The sequence below is a fragment of the Microbulbifer mixtoriginis (SeqCode) genome, assembly GCF_052466715.1.
This window is the reverse complement of sequence record NZ_CP174288.1, coordinates 3,747,398-3,769,314: the sequence shown is the minus strand read 5'-3', so window position 1 is coordinate 3,769,314 and position 21,917 is coordinate 3,747,398. Positions and strand designations below refer to the sequence as shown.

At 50.4% G+C, this 21,917-nt stretch carries 17 protein-coding genes; 9 read left to right on the top strand and 8 right to left on the bottom strand.

Features of this window, described 5'->3' with window-relative positions:
- Positions 1-134: 134 nt before the first annotated feature.
- The 3 genes from ACJJH9_RS16700 to ACJJH9_RS16690 form a co-directional block, all read right to left on the bottom strand.
- On the bottom strand, positions 135-2,021 hold the full coding sequence (locus ACJJH9_RS16700; RefSeq protein ID WP_444923421.1) for an MFS transporter: 1,887 nt from the start codon (positions 2,019-2,021) through the stop codon (positions 135-137).
- A gap of 210 nt (positions 2,022-2,231) precedes the next feature.
- Positions 2,232-4,301, bottom strand: a complete 2,070-nt coding sequence (locus ACJJH9_RS16695) for a M13 family metallopeptidase (RefSeq protein WP_444923420.1) — start codon at positions 4,299-4,301, stop codon at positions 2,232-2,234.
- A 202-nt stretch (positions 4,302-4,503) separates the two neighbouring features.
- Positions 4,504-5,739 carry a TonB family protein gene (locus ACJJH9_RS16690; RefSeq protein WP_444923419.1) on the bottom strand — a complete coding sequence of 412 codons (1,236 nt, stop codon included), beginning with the start codon at positions 5,737-5,739 and terminating at the stop codon, positions 4,504-4,506.
- 343 nt (positions 5,740-6,082) lie between these two features.
- Here ACJJH9_RS16690 and ACJJH9_RS16685 point away from each other — a divergent pair, with 343 nt between their 5' ends.
- From ACJJH9_RS16685 to ACJJH9_RS16670, 4 genes are all read left to right on the top strand, one after another.
- A complete protein-coding gene (locus ACJJH9_RS16685) occupies positions 6,083-6,781 on the top strand; it encodes a cyclic nucleotide-binding domain-containing protein (protein WP_252084550.1) in 699 nt (232 codons plus the stop codon).
- A gap of 268 nt (positions 6,782-7,049) precedes the next feature.
- Positions 7,050-8,237 carry an efflux RND transporter periplasmic adaptor subunit gene (locus ACJJH9_RS16680; protein ID WP_444923418.1) on the top strand — a complete coding sequence of 396 codons (1,188 nt, stop codon included), beginning with the start codon at positions 7,050-7,052 and terminating at the stop codon, positions 8,235-8,237.
- 2 nt (positions 8,238-8,239) lie between these two features.
- A complete protein-coding gene (locus ACJJH9_RS16675; protein ID WP_444923417.1) occupies positions 8,240-11,392 on the top strand; it encodes an efflux RND transporter permease subunit in 3,153 nt (1,050 codons plus the stop codon).
- A gap of 114 nt (positions 11,393-11,506) precedes the next feature.
- Complete coding sequence (locus ACJJH9_RS16670; protein ID WP_444923416.1) at positions 11,507-12,472, top strand: phosphoribulokinase; 966 nt, start codon at positions 11,507-11,509, stop codon at positions 12,470-12,472.
- A 70-nt stretch (positions 12,473-12,542) separates the two neighbouring features.
- Here ACJJH9_RS16670 and ACJJH9_RS16665 read toward each other — a convergent pair whose 3' ends face one another.
- Both ACJJH9_RS16665 and ACJJH9_RS16660 read right to left on the bottom strand, forming a co-directional pair.
- Complete coding sequence (locus tag ACJJH9_RS16665; protein WP_444923415.1) at positions 12,543-13,463, bottom strand: hypothetical protein; 921 nt, start codon at positions 13,461-13,463, stop codon at positions 12,543-12,545.
- Between the two features lie 1,494 nt (positions 13,464-14,957).
- Positions 14,958-15,362, bottom strand: a complete 405-nt coding sequence (locus tag ACJJH9_RS16660; RefSeq protein ID WP_444923414.1) for a hypothetical protein — start codon at positions 15,360-15,362, stop codon at positions 14,958-14,960.
- A 157-nt stretch (positions 15,363-15,519) separates the two neighbouring features.
- Here ACJJH9_RS16660 and ACJJH9_RS16655 point away from each other — a divergent pair, with 157 nt between their 5' ends.
- Both ACJJH9_RS16655 and ACJJH9_RS16650 read left to right on the top strand, forming a co-directional pair.
- A complete protein-coding gene (locus ACJJH9_RS16655; protein WP_444883759.1) occupies positions 15,520-15,972 on the top strand; it encodes a methylglyoxal synthase in 453 nt (150 codons plus the stop codon).
- Positions 15,973-16,157: 185 nt separating this feature from the next.
- Positions 16,158-16,580 carry an ExbD/TolR family protein gene (locus ACJJH9_RS16650; protein WP_252084556.1) on the top strand — a complete coding sequence of 141 codons (423 nt, stop codon included), beginning with the start codon at positions 16,158-16,160 and terminating at the stop codon, positions 16,578-16,580.
- On the opposite strand, the gene ACJJH9_RS16645 is transcribed toward ACJJH9_RS16650, so the two are convergent.
- Both ACJJH9_RS16645 and ACJJH9_RS16640 read right to left on the bottom strand, forming a co-directional pair.
- On the bottom strand, positions 16,550-16,969 hold the full coding sequence (locus ACJJH9_RS16645) for a tryptophan 2,3-dioxygenase family protein (RefSeq protein WP_444923413.1): 420 nt from the start codon (positions 16,967-16,969) through the stop codon (positions 16,550-16,552). The two genes, ACJJH9_RS16650 and ACJJH9_RS16645, sit on opposite strands and share 31 nt — an antisense overlap.
- A gap of 58 nt (positions 16,970-17,027) precedes the next feature.
- Positions 17,028-17,204: a tryptophan 2,3-dioxygenase family protein gene (locus tag ACJJH9_RS16640; RefSeq protein WP_444888016.1), complete on the bottom strand. Its 177-nt coding sequence runs from the start codon at positions 17,202-17,204 to the stop codon at positions 17,028-17,030.
- Between the two features lie 126 nt (positions 17,205-17,330).
- Between ACJJH9_RS16640 and ACJJH9_RS16635 the strand changes: the two genes are divergently transcribed.
- The 3 genes from ACJJH9_RS16635 to ACJJH9_RS16625 all read left to right on the top strand — a co-directional run bounded on the left by ACJJH9_RS16635 (position 17,331) and on the right by ACJJH9_RS16625 (position 20,739).
- Positions 17,331-18,578 carry a Zn-dependent hydrolase gene (locus ACJJH9_RS16635; protein ID WP_252084559.1) on the top strand — a complete coding sequence of 416 codons (1,248 nt, stop codon included), beginning with the start codon at positions 17,331-17,333 and terminating at the stop codon, positions 18,576-18,578.
- An 85-nt stretch (positions 18,579-18,663) separates the two neighbouring features.
- Positions 18,664-19,584 (top strand): dimethylarginine dimethylaminohydrolase family protein, encoded by a 921-nt coding sequence (locus tag ACJJH9_RS16630; protein WP_444923412.1) that lies wholly within the window; start codon positions 18,664-18,666, stop codon positions 19,582-19,584.
- Between the two features lie 375 nt (positions 19,585-19,959).
- Positions 19,960-20,739, top strand: a complete 780-nt coding sequence (locus ACJJH9_RS16625) for an enoyl-CoA hydratase (RefSeq protein WP_252084561.1) — start codon at positions 19,960-19,962, stop codon at positions 20,737-20,739.
- Between the two features lie 36 nt (positions 20,740-20,775).
- Here ACJJH9_RS16625 and glpQ read toward each other — a convergent pair whose 3' ends face one another.
- On the bottom strand, positions 20,776-21,873 hold the full coding sequence (gene glpQ / locus ACJJH9_RS16620) for a glycerophosphodiester phosphodiesterase (RefSeq protein ID WP_444923411.1): 1,098 nt from the start codon (positions 21,871-21,873) through the stop codon (positions 20,776-20,778).
- Positions 21,874-21,917: the final 44 nt, after the last annotated feature.

Genomic DNA, 21,917 nt, shown 5'->3' with positions numbered 1-21,917 from the left:
TTACATTGAAGGAAGTTTGGTTAAGCATAGGACAGCAGTAAGACTACAGTAGCCTTGGTCTGGTCAAATATCCTGGCGCGTAAGGGTCTTGATGACAGGGCTGGTGTTATCCCAGCCCCAAAATATGTGTTGATCTATTTTAATTCCCCGCGCAACTCCAGTACCTCATTGTGTAATGCCTCTACCTTGGCTTCAGGCGCTTTAATCGGAGCGCCTGCCACGACACTGACTTTGGACCAGAAGCGCTTTGGCAGGGTGGTGAAGGCGTGTCCACCTTTATGACTGAAGAAGCTGCCCCAAAGTCCGCGTAGGGCCATGGGGATTACTGGCACAGGGGTGCGCGCAAGGATTTTTTCAATGCCGGCTTTAAACGGTTGCATCTCTCCGTCTTTAGTGAGTTGTCCCTCTGGGAAAATACATAGCAGGTCACCATCTTGCAAACCCTGCTCAATATCCTTGAATGCCTGATCATAGCCTGCAGGATCCCGTGACTTGGAGCAGATGGGAATGGCGCGCCCAGTGCGGAAGATAAAGTGCAGCACCGGGATTTCGTAAATCGGCTTATACATGATAAAGCGTATTGGGCGGCGTACGGCGCCGGCTAACAGTAGGGCATCCACATAACTCACATGGTTACACACGATCAGGGCTGGTCCCTCTGCGGGAATCTGCTCTAACCCTTGATGCTTTACCCGATACATTGTGTGGGAGAGCATCCAGATAAGTAGACGCATCGCGAATTCGGGAACCTTGGTGAATACAAAGATAGCCACGGCGGCGTTCATCAGGGCGATGACCAGGAAAAACTGTGGAATCGTGGCTCCTAGGATATTCAGGAACAAAATACCCAGCAGCGCTGAAACAACCATAAACAGCGCGTTAAGAATATTGTTGACCGAGATAATCTGTGCGCGAATTTCTCGAGGCGATCGGTCTTGCATCATAGCGTAGAGAGGCACAATGTAGAGGCCACCAAAAATACCTAACAATACGATGCAGGTAAGAATAGTGAGGGCGCCATCGCTGTTGAAGAAAGCGCTTAAGGTGGGCTCTTGCAGTTCCTGAAAGCCCCCCCCGGCACTGGAAAGGGCGATTCCGGCAATGGTGAGGCCGGCGGCACCCAGTGGTACTAGGCCCAATTCGATATGGCCGTTGGATAAGCGCTCGCACAGCATGGAGCCCAGGGCAATACCGACGGTAAAGGCACACAACAATAGGGTGACAAGGGATTCATCTCCCCCCAGTACATTATTCGTAAAACTGGGTATCTGCGTCAGATAAGCCGCGCCCAATAGCCAAAACCAGGAGATGCCGATAATGGCATAGAAAATTGATGGGGTTTTGGCAGTAGTGCGCAGGATTTTGTTGGTTTGGGTGATGGGGTTTGGGTTGATATGCAAATTTGGCGAGGGCGCTGGACTTTGAGGAATCCAGCGGCTTGCCAAGTAGCCGAATATCGCGGCCCCCATAATAATCAGGCTGAGGTAGAAGAGACCGTGTTCCCCTTGCCCGGTCAGCCCGGCGAGTAGGCCGCCCACAATGGTGCCGGCGAGGATACCAACAAAAGTACCCATCTCTACCAGTGCGTTACCACCGACCAGTTCAGAGCGTTTCAAGGATTGTGGCAGGATGGCGTACTTCACCGGGCCAAAGAAGGCGGACTGCACTCCGAGCAGGAACAAAACGGCAAGGCAGAGCAGATTACTGCCACTATAAAGCGCACCTATACCGAGGGAGCCAATAACGATCTCTCCCAGCTTGATCAGTCTAATTAAGCGGCTCTTATCAAATTTGTCCGCCAACTGACCTGCAGAGGCGGAAAATAGGAAAAACGGCAGTATAAACAGGCCGGCGGCGATATTAATTAGAGCATTGGCTTCGCTTTCCACCAAGCGAAAGGCGATCATCACGATCAACGCATTTTTATATACGTTATCGTTAAAGGCACCTAAAAACTGGGTGATAAAGAAGGGCAGAAAGCGGCGGCTGGCAAGCAGTTGGAACTGGGTGCGATGGGCCATTGGTGGTATCTCTTATGAAAGCACGCCATCCATCTTAAGCTATTGCGGCAAAGATTTGTCCATCCTGTAGTGTTGATGAAATGGATGGTACAAGAATGAGGAAATTTTAGGAGAGAGGGAAGCTTCGAGGAAAATATTGAGAGAAACCGGCCGCCGGGGCGGCCGGTAGAGCGGAAAGCCGGTAACAGATGGCAGGATTATTGCCAGCGATTACCAGATCTTCACGCGCTCCTCTTTCGGCAGGTACATACCGTCACCTTCTTTAATATCAAAAGCTTCGTAGAAAGCTTCGATATTGGGGAGGACCCCTTTCACTCGGTACTCCGCAGGAGAATGGGTATCCACCTTCATACGGCCGCTCAGAGCTTCATCGCGGATCTTGCTACGCCAAACCTGTGCCCAGCCCATAAATACGCGCTGATCGCCGGTGAAACCGTCGATGACCGGTGCTTCTTTGCCGTTCAGGGACATCTTGTAGGCTTTATAGGCGATGCCGAGGCCGGACAAGTCGCCGATGTTTTCACCCAGAGTCAGCTTGCCGTTGATGTGCTCATCTTCTAAGGGCTCGTAGGCGTCGTATTGGGAGACCAGCTTACTGGTAAGGCTCTCAAAGTTATTGCGGTCAGAGTCAGTCCACCAGTTATTTAGGTAGCCTTTGCCATCGAATTTACTGCCCTTGTCATCGAAGCCATGACCGATTTCATGGCCGATCACACCACCGATACCGCCGTAGTTCACTGCATCGTCGGCATTCATATTAAAGAATGGCGGTTGCAGAATGGCTGCGGGGAACACGATCTCGTTCATTGCCGGGTTGTAGTAGGCATTCACGGTCTGTGGGCTCATGCCCCACTCACCGCGGTCGATGGGCTTGCCCAGCTTGTTGCGATCATAACTGGCCTCAAACATATTGGCTGCCAGCACATTGCCCACCAGGTTATCGGCATCTACCTTGAGGGCGGAGTAGTCGCGCCACTTGTCCGGGTAGCCAATCTTGGTGGTGAAGTTTTCCAGCTTAAACAATGCCTGTTTGCGGGTGTCCTCACCCATCCACTCCAAGGACTCGATGGATTCACGGTAGGCGGCTTTCAGGTTGTCTACCAGCACAGTCATGCGCGCTTTAGCTTCCGGTGGGAAGTACTTTTCAACGTAGCGCTTGCCGACCAGCTCACCCACTGCGCCATTCACAAACTGGGTGCCGCGCTTCCAGCGGGGTTCCATCTGCTCTACGCCGTGGAGTTTGGTGTTGAAAAAATCGAAATGTGCCTGGGCAATCTCACTGTGCATGTAAGGCGCCATGGCGGAAAGTACCTTGACCTTCAGGTAGCGCTTCCAGGTGGCCATATCGGTGTCGACAATGATCTGATTAGCGGCTTCCAGGTACTCGGGCTGGCCCACAATAAAGCTGTCAGCCTTGGCCAGTTTGGCTGTGCTTAGGTAGCTGTTCCAGTCAACTGCAGGCATCAGCTTCTTCAGTTCCGCAGCGGATTTCTTGTTGTAATACTTTTCGGGGTCGCGGTTGTCCAGGCGTGTACGGTGATGCTTGGCGAGGCTCTCTTCCAGCTTGAAGATTTTCTTGGAGAACGCTTCGGCATTATCCAGCTGGCCTAACTTTTGGATTTCTACCAGATACTCTTTATAGGCCTTGCGCAGCCCCTTGCTCTTCTCGGTATCTTCGAAATAGTAGTCGCGGTCCGGCATACCCAGGCCGGCCTGCCACAGGTAGAAAATATAGTTCTCGACCTCTTTCAGGTCTTGGTAGATGCCGCCACCGAAGGGTACGTCGTAGCCAGCGATATCAGCGTAGGCGAAATAGTTGGTCAGATCCTTGCGGGTCTTAATTGCGTCGATTTTGGCGAGTTCGGAGGAGACAGCGGTAATGCCTTTCTTTTCAATCAGCTTTTCATTCATAAAGCTGTTGTAGAGGTCACCGATCTGCTTGGCATCTTTGCTGCTGGCGCCTTTACTGGCCTCCATGATCAGTGTTTTAACTTGTTCTGTGCTTTTGTCTCTCAGGGTTGTAAAGCCGCCCCAGAGGGATTTATCTGCTGGAATTTCGGTGTTCTTTAGCCAGGTGCCGTTTACATAGGCGAAGAAGTCATCCTGTGGGCGAACACTAGTATCCATCGCGGTGAGGTCGATACCGGAAGTGAGCTGCTGCTGTTCAGCAGTGGCCTTATGGTGGCTGGAGCCACTGTGATCGTGGGCGTGGGCTGTTAGTGACAGCTGGGTGCCGGCGAGAATGCCTGCAATAGCGACAGGTAGTAATAGTTTTTTCATTTCGGCTCTTTTGGCTAAATTTTGTACAGTTGTGTCAAACGTACATGGTAAAAGGGGACAGTAAGGTTGGGCAAGAGGGCTGCGTTTAGCGGCGGATGGACTGCGGCAGATGGTGGCTTGGCTAATTTGGTTAGGAGTTACAAATTTAGCGAAATTTCTTAGTAAAAAGCCCCACAGAGTGGGGCTTTTGCGAAAGAGTGGGTCAGTCGGGTAGATTGAAGGTAATCGGCAGTGAGAAGCTGAAAGTCTCCTCGCCCAGCTGGGAGGGTACTGCGGGGTATGGCGCCGCTCTCTCTACCGCAGCGCGAGCTTCACGGTTGAGAGTACCAAAGCGGGATTCTTGCACTGCCTGAATCTCCTCTACTTCGCCGCGGGTGTTAATAACCACATTCAGGCGCACACTACCTTCCTGGCCCCGCTCCTGGGCGCGTTTCGGATAGCGAATATGACGGTAGGTGTGGCGCAGTAGATTGGAAGTGTAAATTTGGCGAGCCAAGATCATACCGGCGGTTAGGGGGGCCTCTTCTTCCTCCTCAAACTCCTCATCCATTTCTGCCAGCGCTATATCCTCGGGGCTGTTTGCGGCTAGTTGGATAGGCTCGCCGCTACTTTCGTTTTCCTGCTGCAGGGGGGCTTCCTCTGTCTGTGAGAGCCCATCGGTGGCTTCAGTCTGAGCTACCTGCTCTGTGATTTGCTCGGCCACCTCCAACACTTCGGAGCTTGCCGGAGTCAGAGTCATGGTGGGCGGGGCGAGATCCACCTCAACCAGTGTGGGCTTGGATAGCTCCTCCTCTTTCTGTGGTGCCTGCGCCGCCGCCAGGGCTTCCTCTTGGCTAATCAACTTCAACTGCAGTTCGGCGATCCGCTCGCTGCTGGGCTCTAGGCTCTCAAAAGTGGAGCGCAGGGAGTCGGGAATATTTCCGGCAGAGAGCAGTCCGTCACGAAAATCTGTCGAGGGGGGGACAGGGCCGATCCAGGCGCGTAGCAGGGTATTGAAGAAATCCGGATTGGCTATCTCACCGAGGGTAATGCCATTCAGGGAAACCGAGGTGATACCGCTGTCGGCGGCAAAATCGATGGCTAACTGGTCCCCGCGGTGCAGGCGGCCTTTAAACAGGTTGGCGAAGGTCACCATATCCTCCGCCTGACTGCTCAGGGTGTCACCGCGGTTATTGATGGCGATACTTTCCATCCACTGGTTGCGGAAACGGCGCGCGGGCAGGCTTTTGGCGAGCACCCGTACTTCCAGGCGCCGCGGTGTCTCTGGGTTGTAAAGGCCGGCTGAATCACTGGAAAGACTCTCCGAGTAGACAGCGGCTATATAGAGCTCTTTGTTAAATTGTTGTTCGAGCGCAAGGCCATTTAAGAGCGGTGCAGCTGAGGTAGTTACAGCAAATGTTAACACCCAAAGTGAGAAGACAATTTTTATCGATTTCATTGTTCTATGGTGTCTGCATATCCGGACACTCGGGTCCCGGTAATTAAGATTGAGGTGTCCCTCCCCGGTGCACACAAATCAGATGAAATAGTGCGCATTCAAAGTGTGAGTGAGCACACTGTACTCAACACTTCGCCTAACTCTACTGCAACTGGAATGGAGTTCAAGCCTGGAGAGGTTAGAATGCCCCCCTTCGCAGGATCGCGGGTGCCGAGTGGGAAACGATTGTCATAGCCAACGATGTGTGTGGCAGATCGATATCGTTTAGAATCCGGCATCGCCAAGTGGCATCGGCCACACTTTTAGAAAAAATGGAAAAGTTTTCACTAATTTTGCGGTATCTATGGAAACCAAGCCCCTTATTGACTATCCGCGGGAAGCTGTCGATAAGCTTCTTAACGTCATTCATCTGTTTCGAGATATTCGTGCGGCCAGTGAGTGGCAGTACGATGTATTGTTAAAGCGCTCCCGACTTTTGAGTTTGGAACCTGGCGAACAGCTGCTGCGCGCCGGCGATGTGGATCAGTGGGTTTTTTTCCTTTTGCGGGGAGAACTGCAGGTTCAAGTGGAGGGCAATGGGCTTAATGGCGAGCGTCCCCTGGCGGTTATTCGCCCAGGGGAATTATTTGGCGACCTCTCTATGTTGTTGGCAGAGCCTCGTAGCGCGAATATTTTTGCTGCGCACAATAGCCGCGAGACCCAGGTGCTCGGGCTCGATTGCTCCCTGTTTGGGGATCTTGAAGATTTCACTCTGCTGCAGTTGCCAACAAAATTGACGTTTTATCGCAATATGGTGCATTCGCTGCGCTGGAAGTTGGAAGTGTATCGCTCTAAGTACCCCAGCCATCAACTGGCCGATAGCCATCGCAAATTAAAGCTTTACACAGGGCCGAAGAATAGCCGCGAAGAGTTAGTTGCCCTGGCCGAACAGGCAAGGGCTCTGGCCAGAATACTTCTCGATTGGAATGCGGAATTTGGTTCCGGTGAACTGATTGATGATGAGTCAGATATGCTGGGCTTTTTGGAATCGATGCTGTCTTAATTCTCACTAAATGATGCGGTCGGAGTGCCCTGTGAAGACAGTCTGACCGATTTCCCCTCTTTGCCCCACGCGAAGCACCTGCCCCTTCTTATACTCAATTTACTCAGACATCGACTGATGTTACCGGCCTCGCAGCCTTGTCAGCTGGTCTATTTCTCTGAAAATTCAATTTAGGAATACGACTGGGCTGTGTAAAATTTGGCCTACTCAAAACACTGCGCCAGCGTTGCTGCCGGCCGCTTTATTTGTGCCTGACAGGTTTCTATTTATGAGTGCACTGGTATCTATCTGGTCTAACCGAAATTATCGAATCGCATTACTCGTTACCCTACTGGCCCTTGCCTGGCTATTCAGTGGAGTTTTGCTACCTGAAGAGGATAGTGAGAGTGCGAATTCCGCCGAAAAAGCGGGGATTGTTCCCGAGGCGGCGATGCGGGTTCAGGCCCGGCGGATTGAGGCTCAGTCCTACGCGACACGGGTGTTGGTCAATGGGCATACCGAAGCAAATCGCAGCGTGCGCCTGAGAGCGGAACTGGATGGTGTGATAGCCCGGCTGCCAGTGCCAGAGGGAAGCCAAGTACAACAGGGTGAGGTGATCTGTGAAATCGAAGCGGAGGACCGTCTGGAAAAACTGGCCCTGGCCGAAGCCGCGCTCAATAAAGCGCGTCTGGATTATGCTGGCGCTGAGCGGCTAAAAAAGAAAGGCTTGCAGTCCGATACGGCCATGGCTCAGCAGAATGTTGCTCTGGCGCAAGCGCAGGCGGATTTCACCTCGGCCAAGGTGATGGTGGATAACTTGAAAATCCGCGCGCCTTTTGCCGGCGTGGTCAATAAGCGCGCAGTAGAGCTGGGTGATTTTATTCGCCGGGGAGAAGAATGTGCGACCCTGCTGGATTTGGATCCAATTCTGGTAGTTGGTGAGGTCTCCGAGAATCAAGTGGGCAATTTAGTGCCCGCGGGCCCGGCCAGTGCAGAATTACAACGTGGTATTCCGGTTCAGGGTAAATTGCGTTACATCAGCCAGCAGGCACAAGAGATCACCCGCGCTTACCGTGTCGAGGTGGCAGTGAATAATCCCGGCAACTTGCTGCGCGGTGGTTTAAGTGGTCGCTTGGCTCTGCCCACCGGTGAAATACTGGCACACCATATTAACTCCTCACTACTGACTCTGGATGACAGCGGCACACTGGGTGTGCGGGTGCTCAATGAAAACAATCAGGTCGATTTTATCAATGTCACTTTGGTGGGTGATGGAGACGGGGGTGTTTGGGTCAGTGGCCTGCCGGACCCGGTTACTCTGATCACCGTCGGTCAGGAATATGTGAGCCAGGGCGATATTGTCAAGGTGGAAATGTCTCCACCAGAACCTGCACTCAGTGTGCAATCCCAGCCTGTGGATATCACCCCTGAGCCGGTTTCAGTGCCCAGTGCACAGGATGATCAGGAAGGTAACTAGCGATGAAATTATTGGAGAATGCGATTGCGCGCAATCGCAGTGCCATTTGCCTGATGTTGCTGATTGTCTTAGTGGGGCTTGTGGCCCGCGGTGCTATGACAATTGAATCTAGCCCTGAAGTGAATCCGCCATTTGTTATGGTGCAGGTTACCCATGAGGGGATTTCTCCCGAGGATGGCGTGCGCCTTTTGGTTCGCCCCTTGGAGCAGGAAATCCGTGCGGTTGAGGGAGTTGTCGAGGTGATTGCGGTCGCCCGTGAGTCCCTGGCCTATATCGTGGTGGAATTTGACTCCGCAATTGATGTGGATGATGCGGTGGATGATATACGCAACGCTGTGGAGAGGGCCCGTGCAGAGCTGCCAAGGGATGCGGAAGAACCCACCGTTGAGGAGGCATCGGCGCAACCTTTTCCCACCATTGTGGTTACCCTCTCTGGGGAAAAAGTTAGTGAGCGGGTACTGCTCAGTAGTGCCCAGTTACTTAAGCGCAAAATAGAAAATATCAGCGATGTATTGAGCGCAGATCTACACGGCAATCGCGAAGAGGTAGTCGAGGCAACTATTGATCCGGTGCGCCTGGAGCACTATCAGGTGACCAGTGCAGAGCTGATTAACGCGGTGCTGGGTAATAACTTGCTGATTCCCGCAGGAGAATTGGATACAGATCGCGGGCGCTTTTCTGTCAAAGTTCCCGGCCTGATTGAGAGTGCACAGGATGTTTATGAGATCCCGTTAAAGAATTCGGCAGATGGCGTTGTTACCCTGGGTGATGTGACCGATATTCGCCGCACCTTCAAGGATGCTGTGAGTTTTACCAGCATCAACGGTCGCCCCGGTCTCGCTATTAATGTCGAGAAACGCAATGACGCCAGCTCCGTAAATGTGGCAGATCGGGTCAGATCGGTTGTGCAAGAGGAGCTGGGAGCTTTACCCCAAGGCGTAAAAGTGGAGTTTGTTTTTGACCAGTCCAACTTTGCGCGGGATATGGTCAGTGAAATGCAGGGCAATATTCTTACTGCAATGCTGCTGGTAATGATTATTGTGGTGGCTGCCCTGGGTTTCCGCTCAGGCATTCTGGTTGGATTGGGGGTGCCATTCTCGCTGCTGTTCGGTTCTATCGTCACCTGGTATCTGGGGTACTCCTTTAATTTTATGGTGATGTTCGGCATGTTACTGGCCCTCGGTATGCTGATTGATGGTTCCATCGTGATTACCGAATTTGCCGATCGAAAAATGGCAGAGGGTTTGAGTGCTCGTAACGCTTATATCGCATCGGTCAGTCGTATGTTTTGGCCGGTTGTCGCCTCAACGGCAACTACGCTCGCCGCTTTTCTTCCGATAATGCTGTGGCCGGGAGTGGTCGGCGAGTTTATGCGCTACCTGCCGGTGACTGTCTTTGCGGTATTAGCGGGATCACTGCTCTATGCACTGTTTTTTGCTCCGGTGCTGGGCGCTTTATTTGGCAAAAGTAATTTAACAGCTTCAACGCGTAGTTACTTAAAGCAGTTAGAGGAGGGGCAGCCCACGCTCCTACCGGGAATTACCGGTTACTATGCCCGCCTCTTGGCTTTTGTCTTGCGTCGCCCGGGGATGGCCTTTACCACCACAATTGTTCTCTTGGTCTGCATATTTATTGCTTTTGGCCGCTTTGGTGCCGGGGTTGAATTTTTCACCGAGACCGAAGAGCAGTACGGCAATGTTGAGATTAGAGCGCAGGGCAATCTCTCCATGGCGGAGAAGAAAGTGCTGGTCGCCCAAGTGGAAAAAGCGGTCCTGAGTATTCCAGAAGTACGTATAGCGCACACGACAATCGGTTCCGGTGGAATTTCCGGTAACTCCGATCGTGCCCCGGACCAGATTGCCAATATGTTGGTGGAGCTGCTGCCGGCTGAGGAGCGCGAGCGGCGCAGCCGGGAAGTTTTCGAAGATATTCGTGCACGCACAGCAAATTTTGCAGGGATCAAGGTTACGGCTAACGTAATGGAAGGCGGCCCGCCAGTTGGCAAAGATATTGTGTTAGAGCTACGCGGGCAGAACTATGAAAAATTATTGGCCGAGACTTGGCGACTACACCGGGCAATGGAAGATGATTTCGGTGGTTTACGAGATATTGTCAATACTGCACCACTCCCAGGGATTCAGTGGGAGGTGCGGGTGGATCGTGCCAAGGCCTCCTTGTATGGAGCTGATCTGACTGAAGTAGGACGAGCGGTTCAGCTGGTAACCAACGGTGTGCGAGTGGCTGAATACCGTCCCGATGATACTGATGAAGAGGTGGATATTCGTATTCGTTACCCGCAGAGTGCTCGCGGTATAGCCGCTCTTGATCAACTCAAGGTCAACACTCCGCGCGGTACAGTGCCTATCAGCAGCTTTGTACATACAGTGGCCATGCCGAAAGTAGACAAAATTGAAAGGATCGACGGCATTACCCGCATGCAAGTAAAAGCTGACGCTCAGGAGGGTGTGTTGCCAGACGATAAGGTCAAAGAAATCCGGGCTTGGCTTGAGCAGAATCCGGTAGATCCAAGCGTGGAGTTATTATTTCGCGGTGCGGATGAAGAGCAGAGTGAGTCCTTTCAGTTTCTAGGGGTGGCTTTTCTACTTTCACTGTTTTTGATGTTTATCTTGTTAGTAACCCAATTCAACAGTTTTTATCAGTCATTGCTGATCTTGTCTTCGGTGATTATGTCGACGATTGGTGTGATGTTGGGTTTGTTACTTAGCCAGAGCACCTTCAGTGTCATCATGACTGGAGTAGGGATCGTTGCCCTCGCGGGGATTGTGGTTAACAACAATATTGTTTTGATCGATACCTATAACTTTGTACGTAAAAGTGAGCCTAACCTTAGCCCCGCAGAGGCGGCCCTCAAAGCTTCCACGCAGAGGTTACGCCCGGTATTTCTCACTACTGCGACGACGATTTTAGGTTTGTTGCCGCTAGCCCTAGGTGTGAGTGTCGACATGGTAGGACGAAATGTTGTGGTCGACGGTGTAATCGCATCATTCTGGGTCAAACTGGCCAGTGCTATCGTCTATGGATTGTCCTTCTCCACACTCCTGACGTTACTGGTGACCCCGGTTCTTTTGGTTTTGCCTGGGCATTTGCGCAGCAAACTCTCTTGGAGAAAGTTAGCAGGTCCTCGATTGAGCTAGCATATTCAGTATTAAATTATTCTTGTGATCACTTTTTGCGGGGGCCATGGCCCCCGTTTCTTTATGGTGAATAAGAGGCTTGATTAAAAATTGGAGCCGAATCTGGAGGGAAGGTTGGGAAACAAGTTAGAGACTGGAATATGTCGCTGGCCGGAGGAAATTATCAAACTTAGCCGTGAATTAGCAGGGACAAGTCTACGGCAAGTGATTGGTAGTTTTATCCAGAAGCACCAACTGCCAGCAGATTTTTCTCATGAGATAGAGGCCTATTACTTGCCATTGGCTTTATGGCTCATGAAAAGACACAAGGAAGGGCAGACCCTGGTTGTGGGGATTAGTGGTGGGCAGGGCACTGGCAAGTCAACGTTATCAGACTTTATTTGCCTGATACTGGCGAAACAGGGGTTCAACTGCTGCACTTTTTCTTTGGATGACATTTACCTGACTCATTCCCAGCGGCTGCAGCTCTCCGAAGAGGTTCACCCGCTCTTGCGCACCCGCGGAGTACCGGGCACTCACGATGTTCAATTGGGGTTAGATACTCTGGATGCTCTTTGCAGTGCTGGAGATCAGTCACAAGTTTCTCTGCCGCGTTTTGATAAATCCAAAGATGACAGGGTGCCCAGTAACCTTTGGCCTGTGCATAGTGGCAAGGTGGATATTGTATTACATGAGGGATGGTGTCTCGGCGCTAAGGCATCGATAACACCAATTCAGCCTATTAATTCATTGGAGAGGTTAGAGGACACTTCCGGCAGCTGGAGACGTTTTATTAATCAGCAATTGGAAGGGATCTATCGCGAACTATTTCAGCGCGTGGATATCATGGTGATGCTGTGTGCTCCTGGAATGGAGTCAATTTTTGAGTGGCGCAAACTACAGGAACAAAAGTTACGTAAACGCACAGGGGCGGGGATGGAGGAGTCTGAGCTGGACCGCTTTATTGAGCACTATGAACGGATAACACGAAATCTGTTAATTGATATGCCTAACTGGGCCGATTGCATTTTGTATTTGGGGGAGGATCACCACATACGCGCGGTCAGTATTGGTGTTCAAATCGGTGAGTGCAAAGGATAGCCCCCGGGCTTGCCGGGGGCGGTTCAGCGGGCGCTGTTGTTCCCGCTGAACAAGCTAAGTGAGTTACTTATTACTTAGCCTTGGGCGGACGACCACGGCCGCGCTTTACAGGAGCAGCTTCAGTTGCAGCTGGGGCTGCGGCTTCGACTTTTTTGGGGCGCCCTGGCTTTTTCTTGGCTGCTTCGCTTTTGGCCGGGCGACCGGGCTTCTTTTTCGCAGTTTCTGCCTTTGGCGGGCGGCCGCGACCGCGTTTTACAGGAGCAGCTTCAGTTGCTGCGGCTTCTGTTTCTGCTTTCTTTGGACGGCCAGGCTTTTTCTTGGCAGCTTCGGTTTTGGCTGGACGACCGGGCTTTTTAGCTTCTTCGGTTTTCTTTGGGCGACCCGGCTTTTTCTTGGGCTCTTCAGTAGTGGCTGCAGCCTTAGGAGGACGGCCTGGTTTCTTCTTAGCTGAGTCAGCTTTGGCTGGGCGACCGGGCTTTTTCTTTACCGCAGCAGCTTTTTTCTTCTCTGCAGTGGCAGCTTTCTTGGCAGCAGCTGCAGCTTTTTTGGCTTCTGCTGTAGCTTGCTTCTTCTCTTCGGCTGCCAGCTTCTTAGCGATGGCGGCTTCTTCTTTAGCGACAACTTTGGCTACTTTAGCTGCAAGTTTGTTTGCAGCTTTAATGCTGGCCAGCTCTTCTTTTGCTTCTGCAGCGGCAGTTTTGGCCTCAGCAGCGGCAGTTTTGGCTGCAGCAGCAGCATCACGCGCTTTTTTCAGCTGGTTTTGCTGGGCCGGGGTTTTCTTCTTAGCGCGGACAGCGGCAACTTTTTCTTGAGTCGCTTTAGCTTTTTCTGCGGTTTTCTTGGCACTGTTTGCCAACTTTTCTACTTTAGCGGTCAGGTCCTTCTCTTGTTTGAGACGGGCACTTTCCAGTTTCGCGGTAAGGGAGCGCAGCTCCGCTTCCAGCTGTGCAACATCGCTAGTGGCGACTGCGGATACTTTTTTTGTAGCCATTTAAATTTCCCTGCAAATGTATTGTTTTGTTAAATGGGGGCATTCCTATCAATTATTCTCAGCCATCTTCCCAGTGAAATGCACTGTCGAAGACGTCTGTTTTCGGCAGAAAACAATTGATAGTGAGTCCCCCCAAGTGAGCGGCGCTAATTGCAGCTTATTTGTATACCTAAATGCAAGTGTTTTATATGGAATTTTGCTATTTCATGTAAAAAAAATCGTTTTTTTTTATATATTTTCAATTTGAGGACCTAAAAAGAGAGTCGTAGTAGGTATTTGCGCAGTAAAGAAGACTTTTGTTTTACTCTCGTTGCATAAACTGAAAGGTGTAATTGCAAGTGAATAGTTGAGTAATTTCCTATGGTTTATTGATGACTCTCGTTTTTGTATAAGAGATTAAACTAGAGAGCACTTACAGTTCCGATTTAGCGCAAACCCAGGTAGTAGGGTTAGTGTGTTGAGCAAGTAAAGAGTTAACAAAACTTAACGGACTGTTATCGACAAATGCTTAAGCTCGGAGCCTGCGACTATGAATCATTGCAGTCTTTATCAGATGTAACCCTACCGCGCTGAGTTAATGTGGCTGAATACTGTTTTCACTATAGTGAAAGTGACTCTAACCATGCCTTGAAAGCTCTGGCTTCTTAAGTGGAGTAAAAGTAGTGGCTGGCTCTGGAGAAATGCCCACTCTTTTCATGGGCTTCTAGTCTGGATGCACTGTCTAACAGAAGAACTTCGAAAGCCGTGGATATTACTATCCTGCACCTGCGAGAGGTTAGTGATGTACAACGCCTTCAAAGTTCAGCTGAGCCGTCGCGGATCAGTAAGGCACTTCTTATACGTGTACATGTAGGCTTTGATTAATTAGATAGCCTCTTTATTTATGGGGATATTACTCTGTTTAGGTGAGTTAAGAGAAAAGCTCGGTGGTTAAGCTGGATATTGGCCAAGAATTTTCCCATTGATGCCAACAGCCGATCTGAATTCTGGTTGAGTTTTGAGTGTTTGTGGCTATCTTGAAATAGTCGTAGGAACTAATCGCTTTGTTGCAGACTAACTCAACTGGTCTGTTAACTAAGTATCAAAAAGTTAGTGGGTATTTGCTGAGTGTTAAAACGCTCAAGAACATTCACTTGGGTAACTGGGATAATGAAGGCTTTAAAGTAAATTCTTTGTTATCTAGTGACAGGTTGAGTCTTTTGTAGAGTCATCACTTCCTGGAGCTAAAAGTATGCTTCCTAAGTAGGCATTGCTATGAATAGCCTTAGGGGGCTCAGTTTAATGCTGGGCAGAGAATTCTAGGTTAACAAGATATTCCCTTGCAGTGGTTTCTGATAGTGATGGCGATTGCGGTGAATTAGCTGAAAGTTTTCAAGCTATCTTAATAGCGCTTGGAGATGGATTCTTCTTTATAAAGAGTTGATAACTTAAGCAGAGACTTTGGTGATAGAGGAAGGGATTGCGGCTCTATCACCGTGTCTTGGTATCTAAAGGTTACAGTGGCCCGTAGGGAAGGTAGCGGTTATTGGAGTGTTGACGAATCCAGAGAAGTTGTTCTTTTTGTAATGGTGCTTTGCGTTGGCGCAGCTCTTTTGCCAGGGGAATGACAGCAGACTCTGCCCCGGCATCCCAGCCGGTCAGTTCCATTTCTGCAAGGGTGAAGAAGCGTATGAGTTGCCATAACTGCTCGTTGTCCCAGTGTTGGCTCTCTTCTAACCATTGCTGTGACGGCAGGCGAATCAGCTTTGAGGCCTTTAAGTCATCTTTATTTAGATTTGCGCTTAGGCTGTTATCAGAGGCGGCAACACTGATAAGCCTCTGCAATTGATCCCGGTCGAATTCCCACTGGTTTTCTTCTTGCCGGCCACTCACCTGTGGCTCCCAGGCTCCTACACTCATATTCTCTCCTTACTTAGGTACGAGGTTTTCACCATTATACCGAGGTGAACCTACTTCTGTGGGGAGCAATTCCTTAATACTTCGTGGGGTGGAGTAGAGGGAACAACTTCCGTGTGATTGAGATAATATAGAAGAGTTACTTTTTATTGAGGTCCTTATGGAATTTATCTCTAAGGCGTTACCCGCGAGTAAACGGATCGCCCTGGTCGCCCACGACAACCGCAAGGGGACCTTGATACAGTGGTGTCTTCGTCACCGTTATCTTCTGGAGAAGCACAGTCTTCTGGCTACGGGCACAACTGGCGGTAAGATAGAGGAAGCTACCGGTCTCAAAGTAGAGAAGCTATTGAGCGGTCCCCTAGGGGGGGATCAGCAGCTTGGAGCCCGAATCAGTGAAGGCAAGGTAGACTTGCTAGTCTTTTTCTGGGACCCCTTTGAGCCTATGCCTCACGATCCAGATGTCAAAGCACTGTTACGTATTGCTGCTGCTTGGAATATACCCGTGGCCTGCAATTCGAGTAGTGCAGACATGATTGTTCAGTCGACCCTAATGGAGCGTGAGTTTGACCGGGAGGTACCGGATTACCAGCGTTATCTGCAGCAGCGATAGTCGGATCTTTCGATCAAAAAATGATCTGATTATTCAGCTTGCTTTCTTAACGTATTGATTTTAAAGGATTATTTCTATTGGTTATAGGTTGTACTTGCAATGCCTGGCGATTCGCGGCAATCTTGCCCACCAGATGAGACCGGTTAAACCGGCACCCTTGGTATTTGATAACAGCACGGTGTTTTATGAGTAGACGACGCGGAAAGGCCGTAGAAGAAGAGAAGGCGGATATCGACCTAACGCCCATGCTGGACGTAGTGTTCATCATGTTGATCTTCTTTATCGTAACGGCGTCCTTTGTAAAAGAGAAAGCGTTGGACGTAAATGTGCCTGATCCGAACCAGACCCAGGACAACCCGCCTGATTCAGATAAGCAAAACATCCTGCTGGTTGTGAACGCCAACGATGAGATCAGTCTTGCTGGTAGCCGTATTGATAGTCGCGCTGTTCGTGCCCGTATCGCGCAGCTGTATGCCGAGAACCCTCAAGCTATTGTGATTGTACGTGCGCATAACAAGTCGAGTGCGGATACTTATGTACAGATCGCGGATGCTGCTAAGGAAGTGAATCCGGCTATTCAAGTTTCCCTGGTGCCTTTCGAGAAGTAAACCAGAGAGAAGCGAGCGAGCCTTCGCATTGCATAAAAAAAGCCAGCAATATGCTGGCTTTTTTTATGCCTGCTGCTAATTACTGAGACCCCGCAACGGGAGCCTTCAATAGCGCAGGAAAGGCAAACGGTAAAAATCGCTTTTTGCCCGCTCATGGCCGATCCGCCAGTGCCTGCTTTGCTTCCATCCTTCGCTCTACCATTATTGTTGTAAAGAACAGTCGATATCGAGCAGCCTGCACAGATCTCATTCAGCAGGGGATCATTGTGATAGATACCAATCAGAACCTTTATCTCGCAGAACTGAAATGACTGAAAGCCGCTAGCGGTTGAGAGCCGGTCCCTGAAGGATAAGAATTCCAGTAGTGTCAGCGTTTCAAGAATATCCACTTATTGAATCAGCGTGCGGTAAATTTTACCCACTCGCTTAAGCGGATGTAAGGCGCGGTCAACTGAAGAGCCATACCAGGAAGCTCTGTTCATGTAACATCTGCTTAAACCAGAGCTCGAAGCTCTGGTGTTTCACAATAAACAGAGGTTCATCGTGCTTAGAGCCATCTGATAGGGGCTTCTGGCACCCTAGCAGCTCGTCTATTTTCAAGTATGAGCTATAAGTGAGAGTCATTTGGTAAATTCTGGTCGAGTTTTGATCAACGGCGAAATAATGCTCTCTTTAATCTGTAAGGATCAAAACATAACTTTTGCCAAAGTGATTAATATGATCCTCAATATCAGGCCCGGAGCTTTTTGAATGGAAAACCCCGCACAACAATTGCGTATTGATGGCACACGTCTCTGGCAAAGTCTTATGCAAATGGCTGAAATTGGTGCAACCCCTGCTGGGGGTTGTAACCGGCAGGCTCTGACTGATGAGGATCGTAAAGGGCGCGACCTGTTTGTACGCTGGTGCCGGGAAATCGGTTGTGAAATTCGCGTGGATCGCATGGGGAATATCTTTGCTCGCCGTTCCGGTACCGACAATGACCTCCCCGCAGTGATTACAGGATCGCATCTGGATACCCAGCCCACTGGCGGCAAGTTTGATGGAGTTTACGGTGTGCTGGCCGGCCTCGAAGTATTGCGCACCCTTGAGGAGGGTGGGGTTCGAACCAAGGCACCCCTGGAAGTGGTGGTGTGGACTAACGAAGAAGGGGCTCGCTTTTCACCAGCCATGGTCGGATCCGGTGTTTGGGCGGGGGAGTTTAGCCTCGATTATGGCCACAGCCGCATGGATAAATCTGGCATAACCATTGGCCAGGAGCTGGAGCGTATTGGGTATTTAGGTCCTGAACCGGTCCAGCCGGCACCTATCAAAGCGGCCTTTGAGGCGCATATTGAGCAGGGACCTATTCTGGAAAAACAGGATCAAGTGATTGGAGTCGTTACCGGGGTGCAGGGAATCCGCTGGTACGATGTGACCTTCTTTGGTACCCCCTGTCATGCAGGGCCCACCCCAATGGAGGATCGTCGCGACCCTGTCCAGGCCATGGCGTGGCTGTGCGAGAAACTATATGGGGAAGTGAAGGCTTACTCCGAGGATGCCCGGATTACCTGTGGCGACTTGCGTGCAGAACCGGGTAGCCGCAATACCGTACCGGAAAAAGTAGTGCTCGCATTGGATTTACGCCACCCAACACCGGAGGGGTTGGAGCATTTACACCGCACTCTCTACCGGGTAGCCGAGCAGGCGCAAGAGGCCAGCGGTGTTGTCATCGATGTACGCGAAGAGTGGTTCTCACCACCGGTGGCTTTTGATAAAGACTGTATTGAGGCGGTTGACAGTGCGGTACAAAACCTGGGTTATAGCAATCGTAAGATGGTTTCTGGAGCTGGGCATGACTCGGTCTATATCTCGCGGGTTGCACCCGTGTCCATGATTTTCGTTCCTTGTGCCGGGGGGCTTTCACACAATGAAGCGGAGTCGGCTGAGCCAGGCCACCTGGAAGCGGGCTGTAATGTTTTATTGCACGCCATGTTAAATAGCGCCGAAGCGGGCTGATTATCCTTACTAGCCAAGATGCAATAAGAACGCCTGGTAAGCCTAAAAGGTTGGCTGGGTTCCTATCAATAGATTTAGGTTGATCATGAGTGAATTTACCTTGAAGTATCGCAAGGATAACGGTGGTACAGCTCCACTGACTAACTGGGGAATGGACTCGGAGTACGGCGTATTGCGCGATGTACTCATCGGGCCGGTGGATAACTTCAGCTGGCGCACGGGAAATGCCAGTGCACGCCGAGCTGAACGCTTAGGCATGCAGTTCGATCACAAAGTGGCTGAGATGCAGCATAAAGAAATGCTGGATGCCTATCGCCATGCGGGAGTGACTACCCATTTGATTCCGGCAGACAGCAGCTTACCCTATCAGATCTACGGACGTGATTCTTCGGTAATGACGCCCTGGGGACCTATTGTTACGCAAATGTTTAGCCCTTGGCGCCGGGGGGAGTGGGCCCCTATCGTTAAGAAGTATGCGGAACTGGATATCCCCATTTATGATGTCATCACCGCCGGCTCTCTGGAAGGTGGTGACTTTATGGTGCTTGAGCCGGGAGTGATTCTGTGCGGTTATTCTGGTGAGCGCACCAGTCCTCAGGGCTTTGCGCAGATGAAGAGCTGGGTAGAGAAGGAGGGTTGGGAGGTAAAGGGCTACCAGTTTGACCCCTTCTTCCTGCATATCGATGTTATGGTGGCAATGCTGGCGGAAAAGCTTGCGGCCATCTGTGTTGATGCCGTCGAGCCGGAGCTGGTGCAGTGGTTTAAGAGTCGCAATATAGAGATTATCGATATTCCTTTCCCGCAAGTACTGGAACTGGGAGTTAATGTGGTGGCCCTGGGGAATGATCGAGTGATGCTACCCAAAGCCAATACTGGCCTCGCGGAGAAGTGTCGGGCCCATGGTCTTGAGGTAATTGATCCGGATATCTCCATGATTACTCCCGGAGGTGGTGGTGTTCACTGTATGTGCCAGCCTCTGCGTAGAGAATCCGCGCGAAAGCCCTAACAAGTGCCCTGAAAGAATAGCTCGGTGATCTATGAGCCACCGGGTTATTCCCGTCAACGAATGTGGTTGGTTATGAACTCGCCTCTGGGCTTATAGTCGTTAATATGAATCGCCTGTCAAAGGCGGCTCGCGGCTATACACCCGGTTATCAAGCCTTTTGTGCTAACTAATAAGATAAAAGTGGTTTCCCTCGGGGAAGGCATAGAAAATTCGCGCTAATCAACGGAAATCTGTTTATTTGCGGTTGCACACTTAGGCCAAGATCCTATTAGTATTCCGGAAGCACTATCAGAAGCTCTGCGTTTACTCAAAGCTCTGTTTTTTGGCCGCTGCGGCTGTCTATCAGTCTTAAATGATTCGAACCCGGAGAACATTATGCAAAGCGCATGTGCGGAAATTCAGGCCCAGGTAAACGAGCGTATCCTGGAAATAACCATCAATCGCCCTGAGCGCAAAAATGCACTGACTATGGCTATGTATACCGCCATGGCAGAGTTGCTCAATAGTGCAGTCAATAATAGTGAAATCCGCGTAGTTATTCTCACTGGTGCCGAGGGCATTTTTACCAGTGGCAACGATTTGACAGATTTTCTCGGTGGCTCTGCAGAGGGTGAGGAGTCCCCGGTATTCCAGTTTATGAGCGCACTTTACAACTTTCCCAAGCCAGTGGTTGCAGCAGTGAATGGCCCTGCAGTGGGTATCGGTACCACTATGCTGTTGCACTGTGATTTGTCATTTGCCGGACACGATGCCCTGTTCCAAATGCCGTTTGTCAACCTGGGGTTATGCCCTGAGTATGGTTCCAGTTACTTATTGCCTCGTATTGCCGGCCACGCAAAAGCATCGGAATTATTGCTATTGGGCAAAAAGTTTAGTGCTCAGGAAGCTGTGGAGATCGGTATCTGTAATGCGGCGGTGGAGCCGGAGCAGGCGATTGTTCGGGCCCGAGAGGTGGCCGCTGAGCTAGCGGCGAAGGCACCGGCTGCCGTGCGGCTTTCCAAGCAGTTATTGCGTCGCGCAACCCAGGAAAAGGGTTTGGAGATTATTCAGGAGGAGGGTCGCCATTTCCAGGACCGCCTCACTTCTGAGGAGTTTAAAGAGGCGGCTACTGCCTTTATGGAGAAGCGCCCTGCAGATTTCTCAAAGTTCGATTAAAAAAGTGGCCGCTGATGCGGCCACTTTTTTGTTTGCTTAATATCTGCGTTTTCTATGGTGAGGGCGGGAAAGGTAATCGACAGCTTGATCGGGCTGGTCAGTAAAAATTCCATCGACGCGCAGTTGGTAGGCGGCAAAGTGGAGGAATTGGTTAAAACTATCGAATTCCTCTGGAAGCTTCTCCGGGTCGGCGCGAAAAGTATAGGGGTGAACTTGGAGATCCCTGCGATGGGCACGGCGGACGATATTATTGGCCCTTGGCTTGCCATCCTCAACTTCTATTAACATGGGGTACCAAGGGCCGATGCCATCGGCATAGCTGGTGATTTTGCGCATGCCGCCAGGCTCCAGCATCCAATCGTAATCATATTTTTGAATTATGCCATCAATCTCAATCAGTTTTTCCCCCCAGCTGGTTGCAGCAATAAGCTGAACGAGGGAAAGATCCATCCCCATAGCGGGCATTAGTTCAAACTTGATACGTTGTAACTCTTCTGCATCGAAGCACTGTAAAAAAACTTTTTGTTGTTTGTCGCTATAGCCGTATTCCTTAAGTTTTTGCAAAGCGATTGTGGCGATATCTTTTTCTTCCCAGTGGTGGAAGTATGGTTTTTTTATTTCTGGATAAATACCAATTTCATATCCAAGGGATTTATTTAAACCCTGGATGAGTTCTATTTCTTCTTCGAAAGTGGATAGTTGAAAACTGGATTTCCATAGGGGGAAGCGATGCGGATATTTTGCCTGAGGCCCATCCTCGCCTATTGAGAAAACTTCGCTAACACGGAGCTTTTTTAATTCTTCCAGCGTGAAATCGATAGTGTAGTAATGCCCATCTTCACGAGCTCGTCCAGGAAATATCTCTGCAACATTGGTGGTGCTATCGAGGTAGATATCATGCATCACGATCAGGTGATTATCTTTGCTAAGAACCAGATCCTGCTCAATATAATCTGGTCGCATAGCATAGGCCATGGCCTTTGCTTCGAGAGTGTGCTCTGGTAAGTAAGCAGAGGCACCACGATGAGCGATAACCAAGGGGGATTCGGCTCCAGCGGTACTGTTTTCAGCACATGTGATATTTGCGCTGGCAGAGCCAATGAGTAATAAGGTAGACAGAATTTTTTTGAACATTTGCAAGAGATCCCAAATAAGTGTGGGAAGCTTTCTAGCAAAAG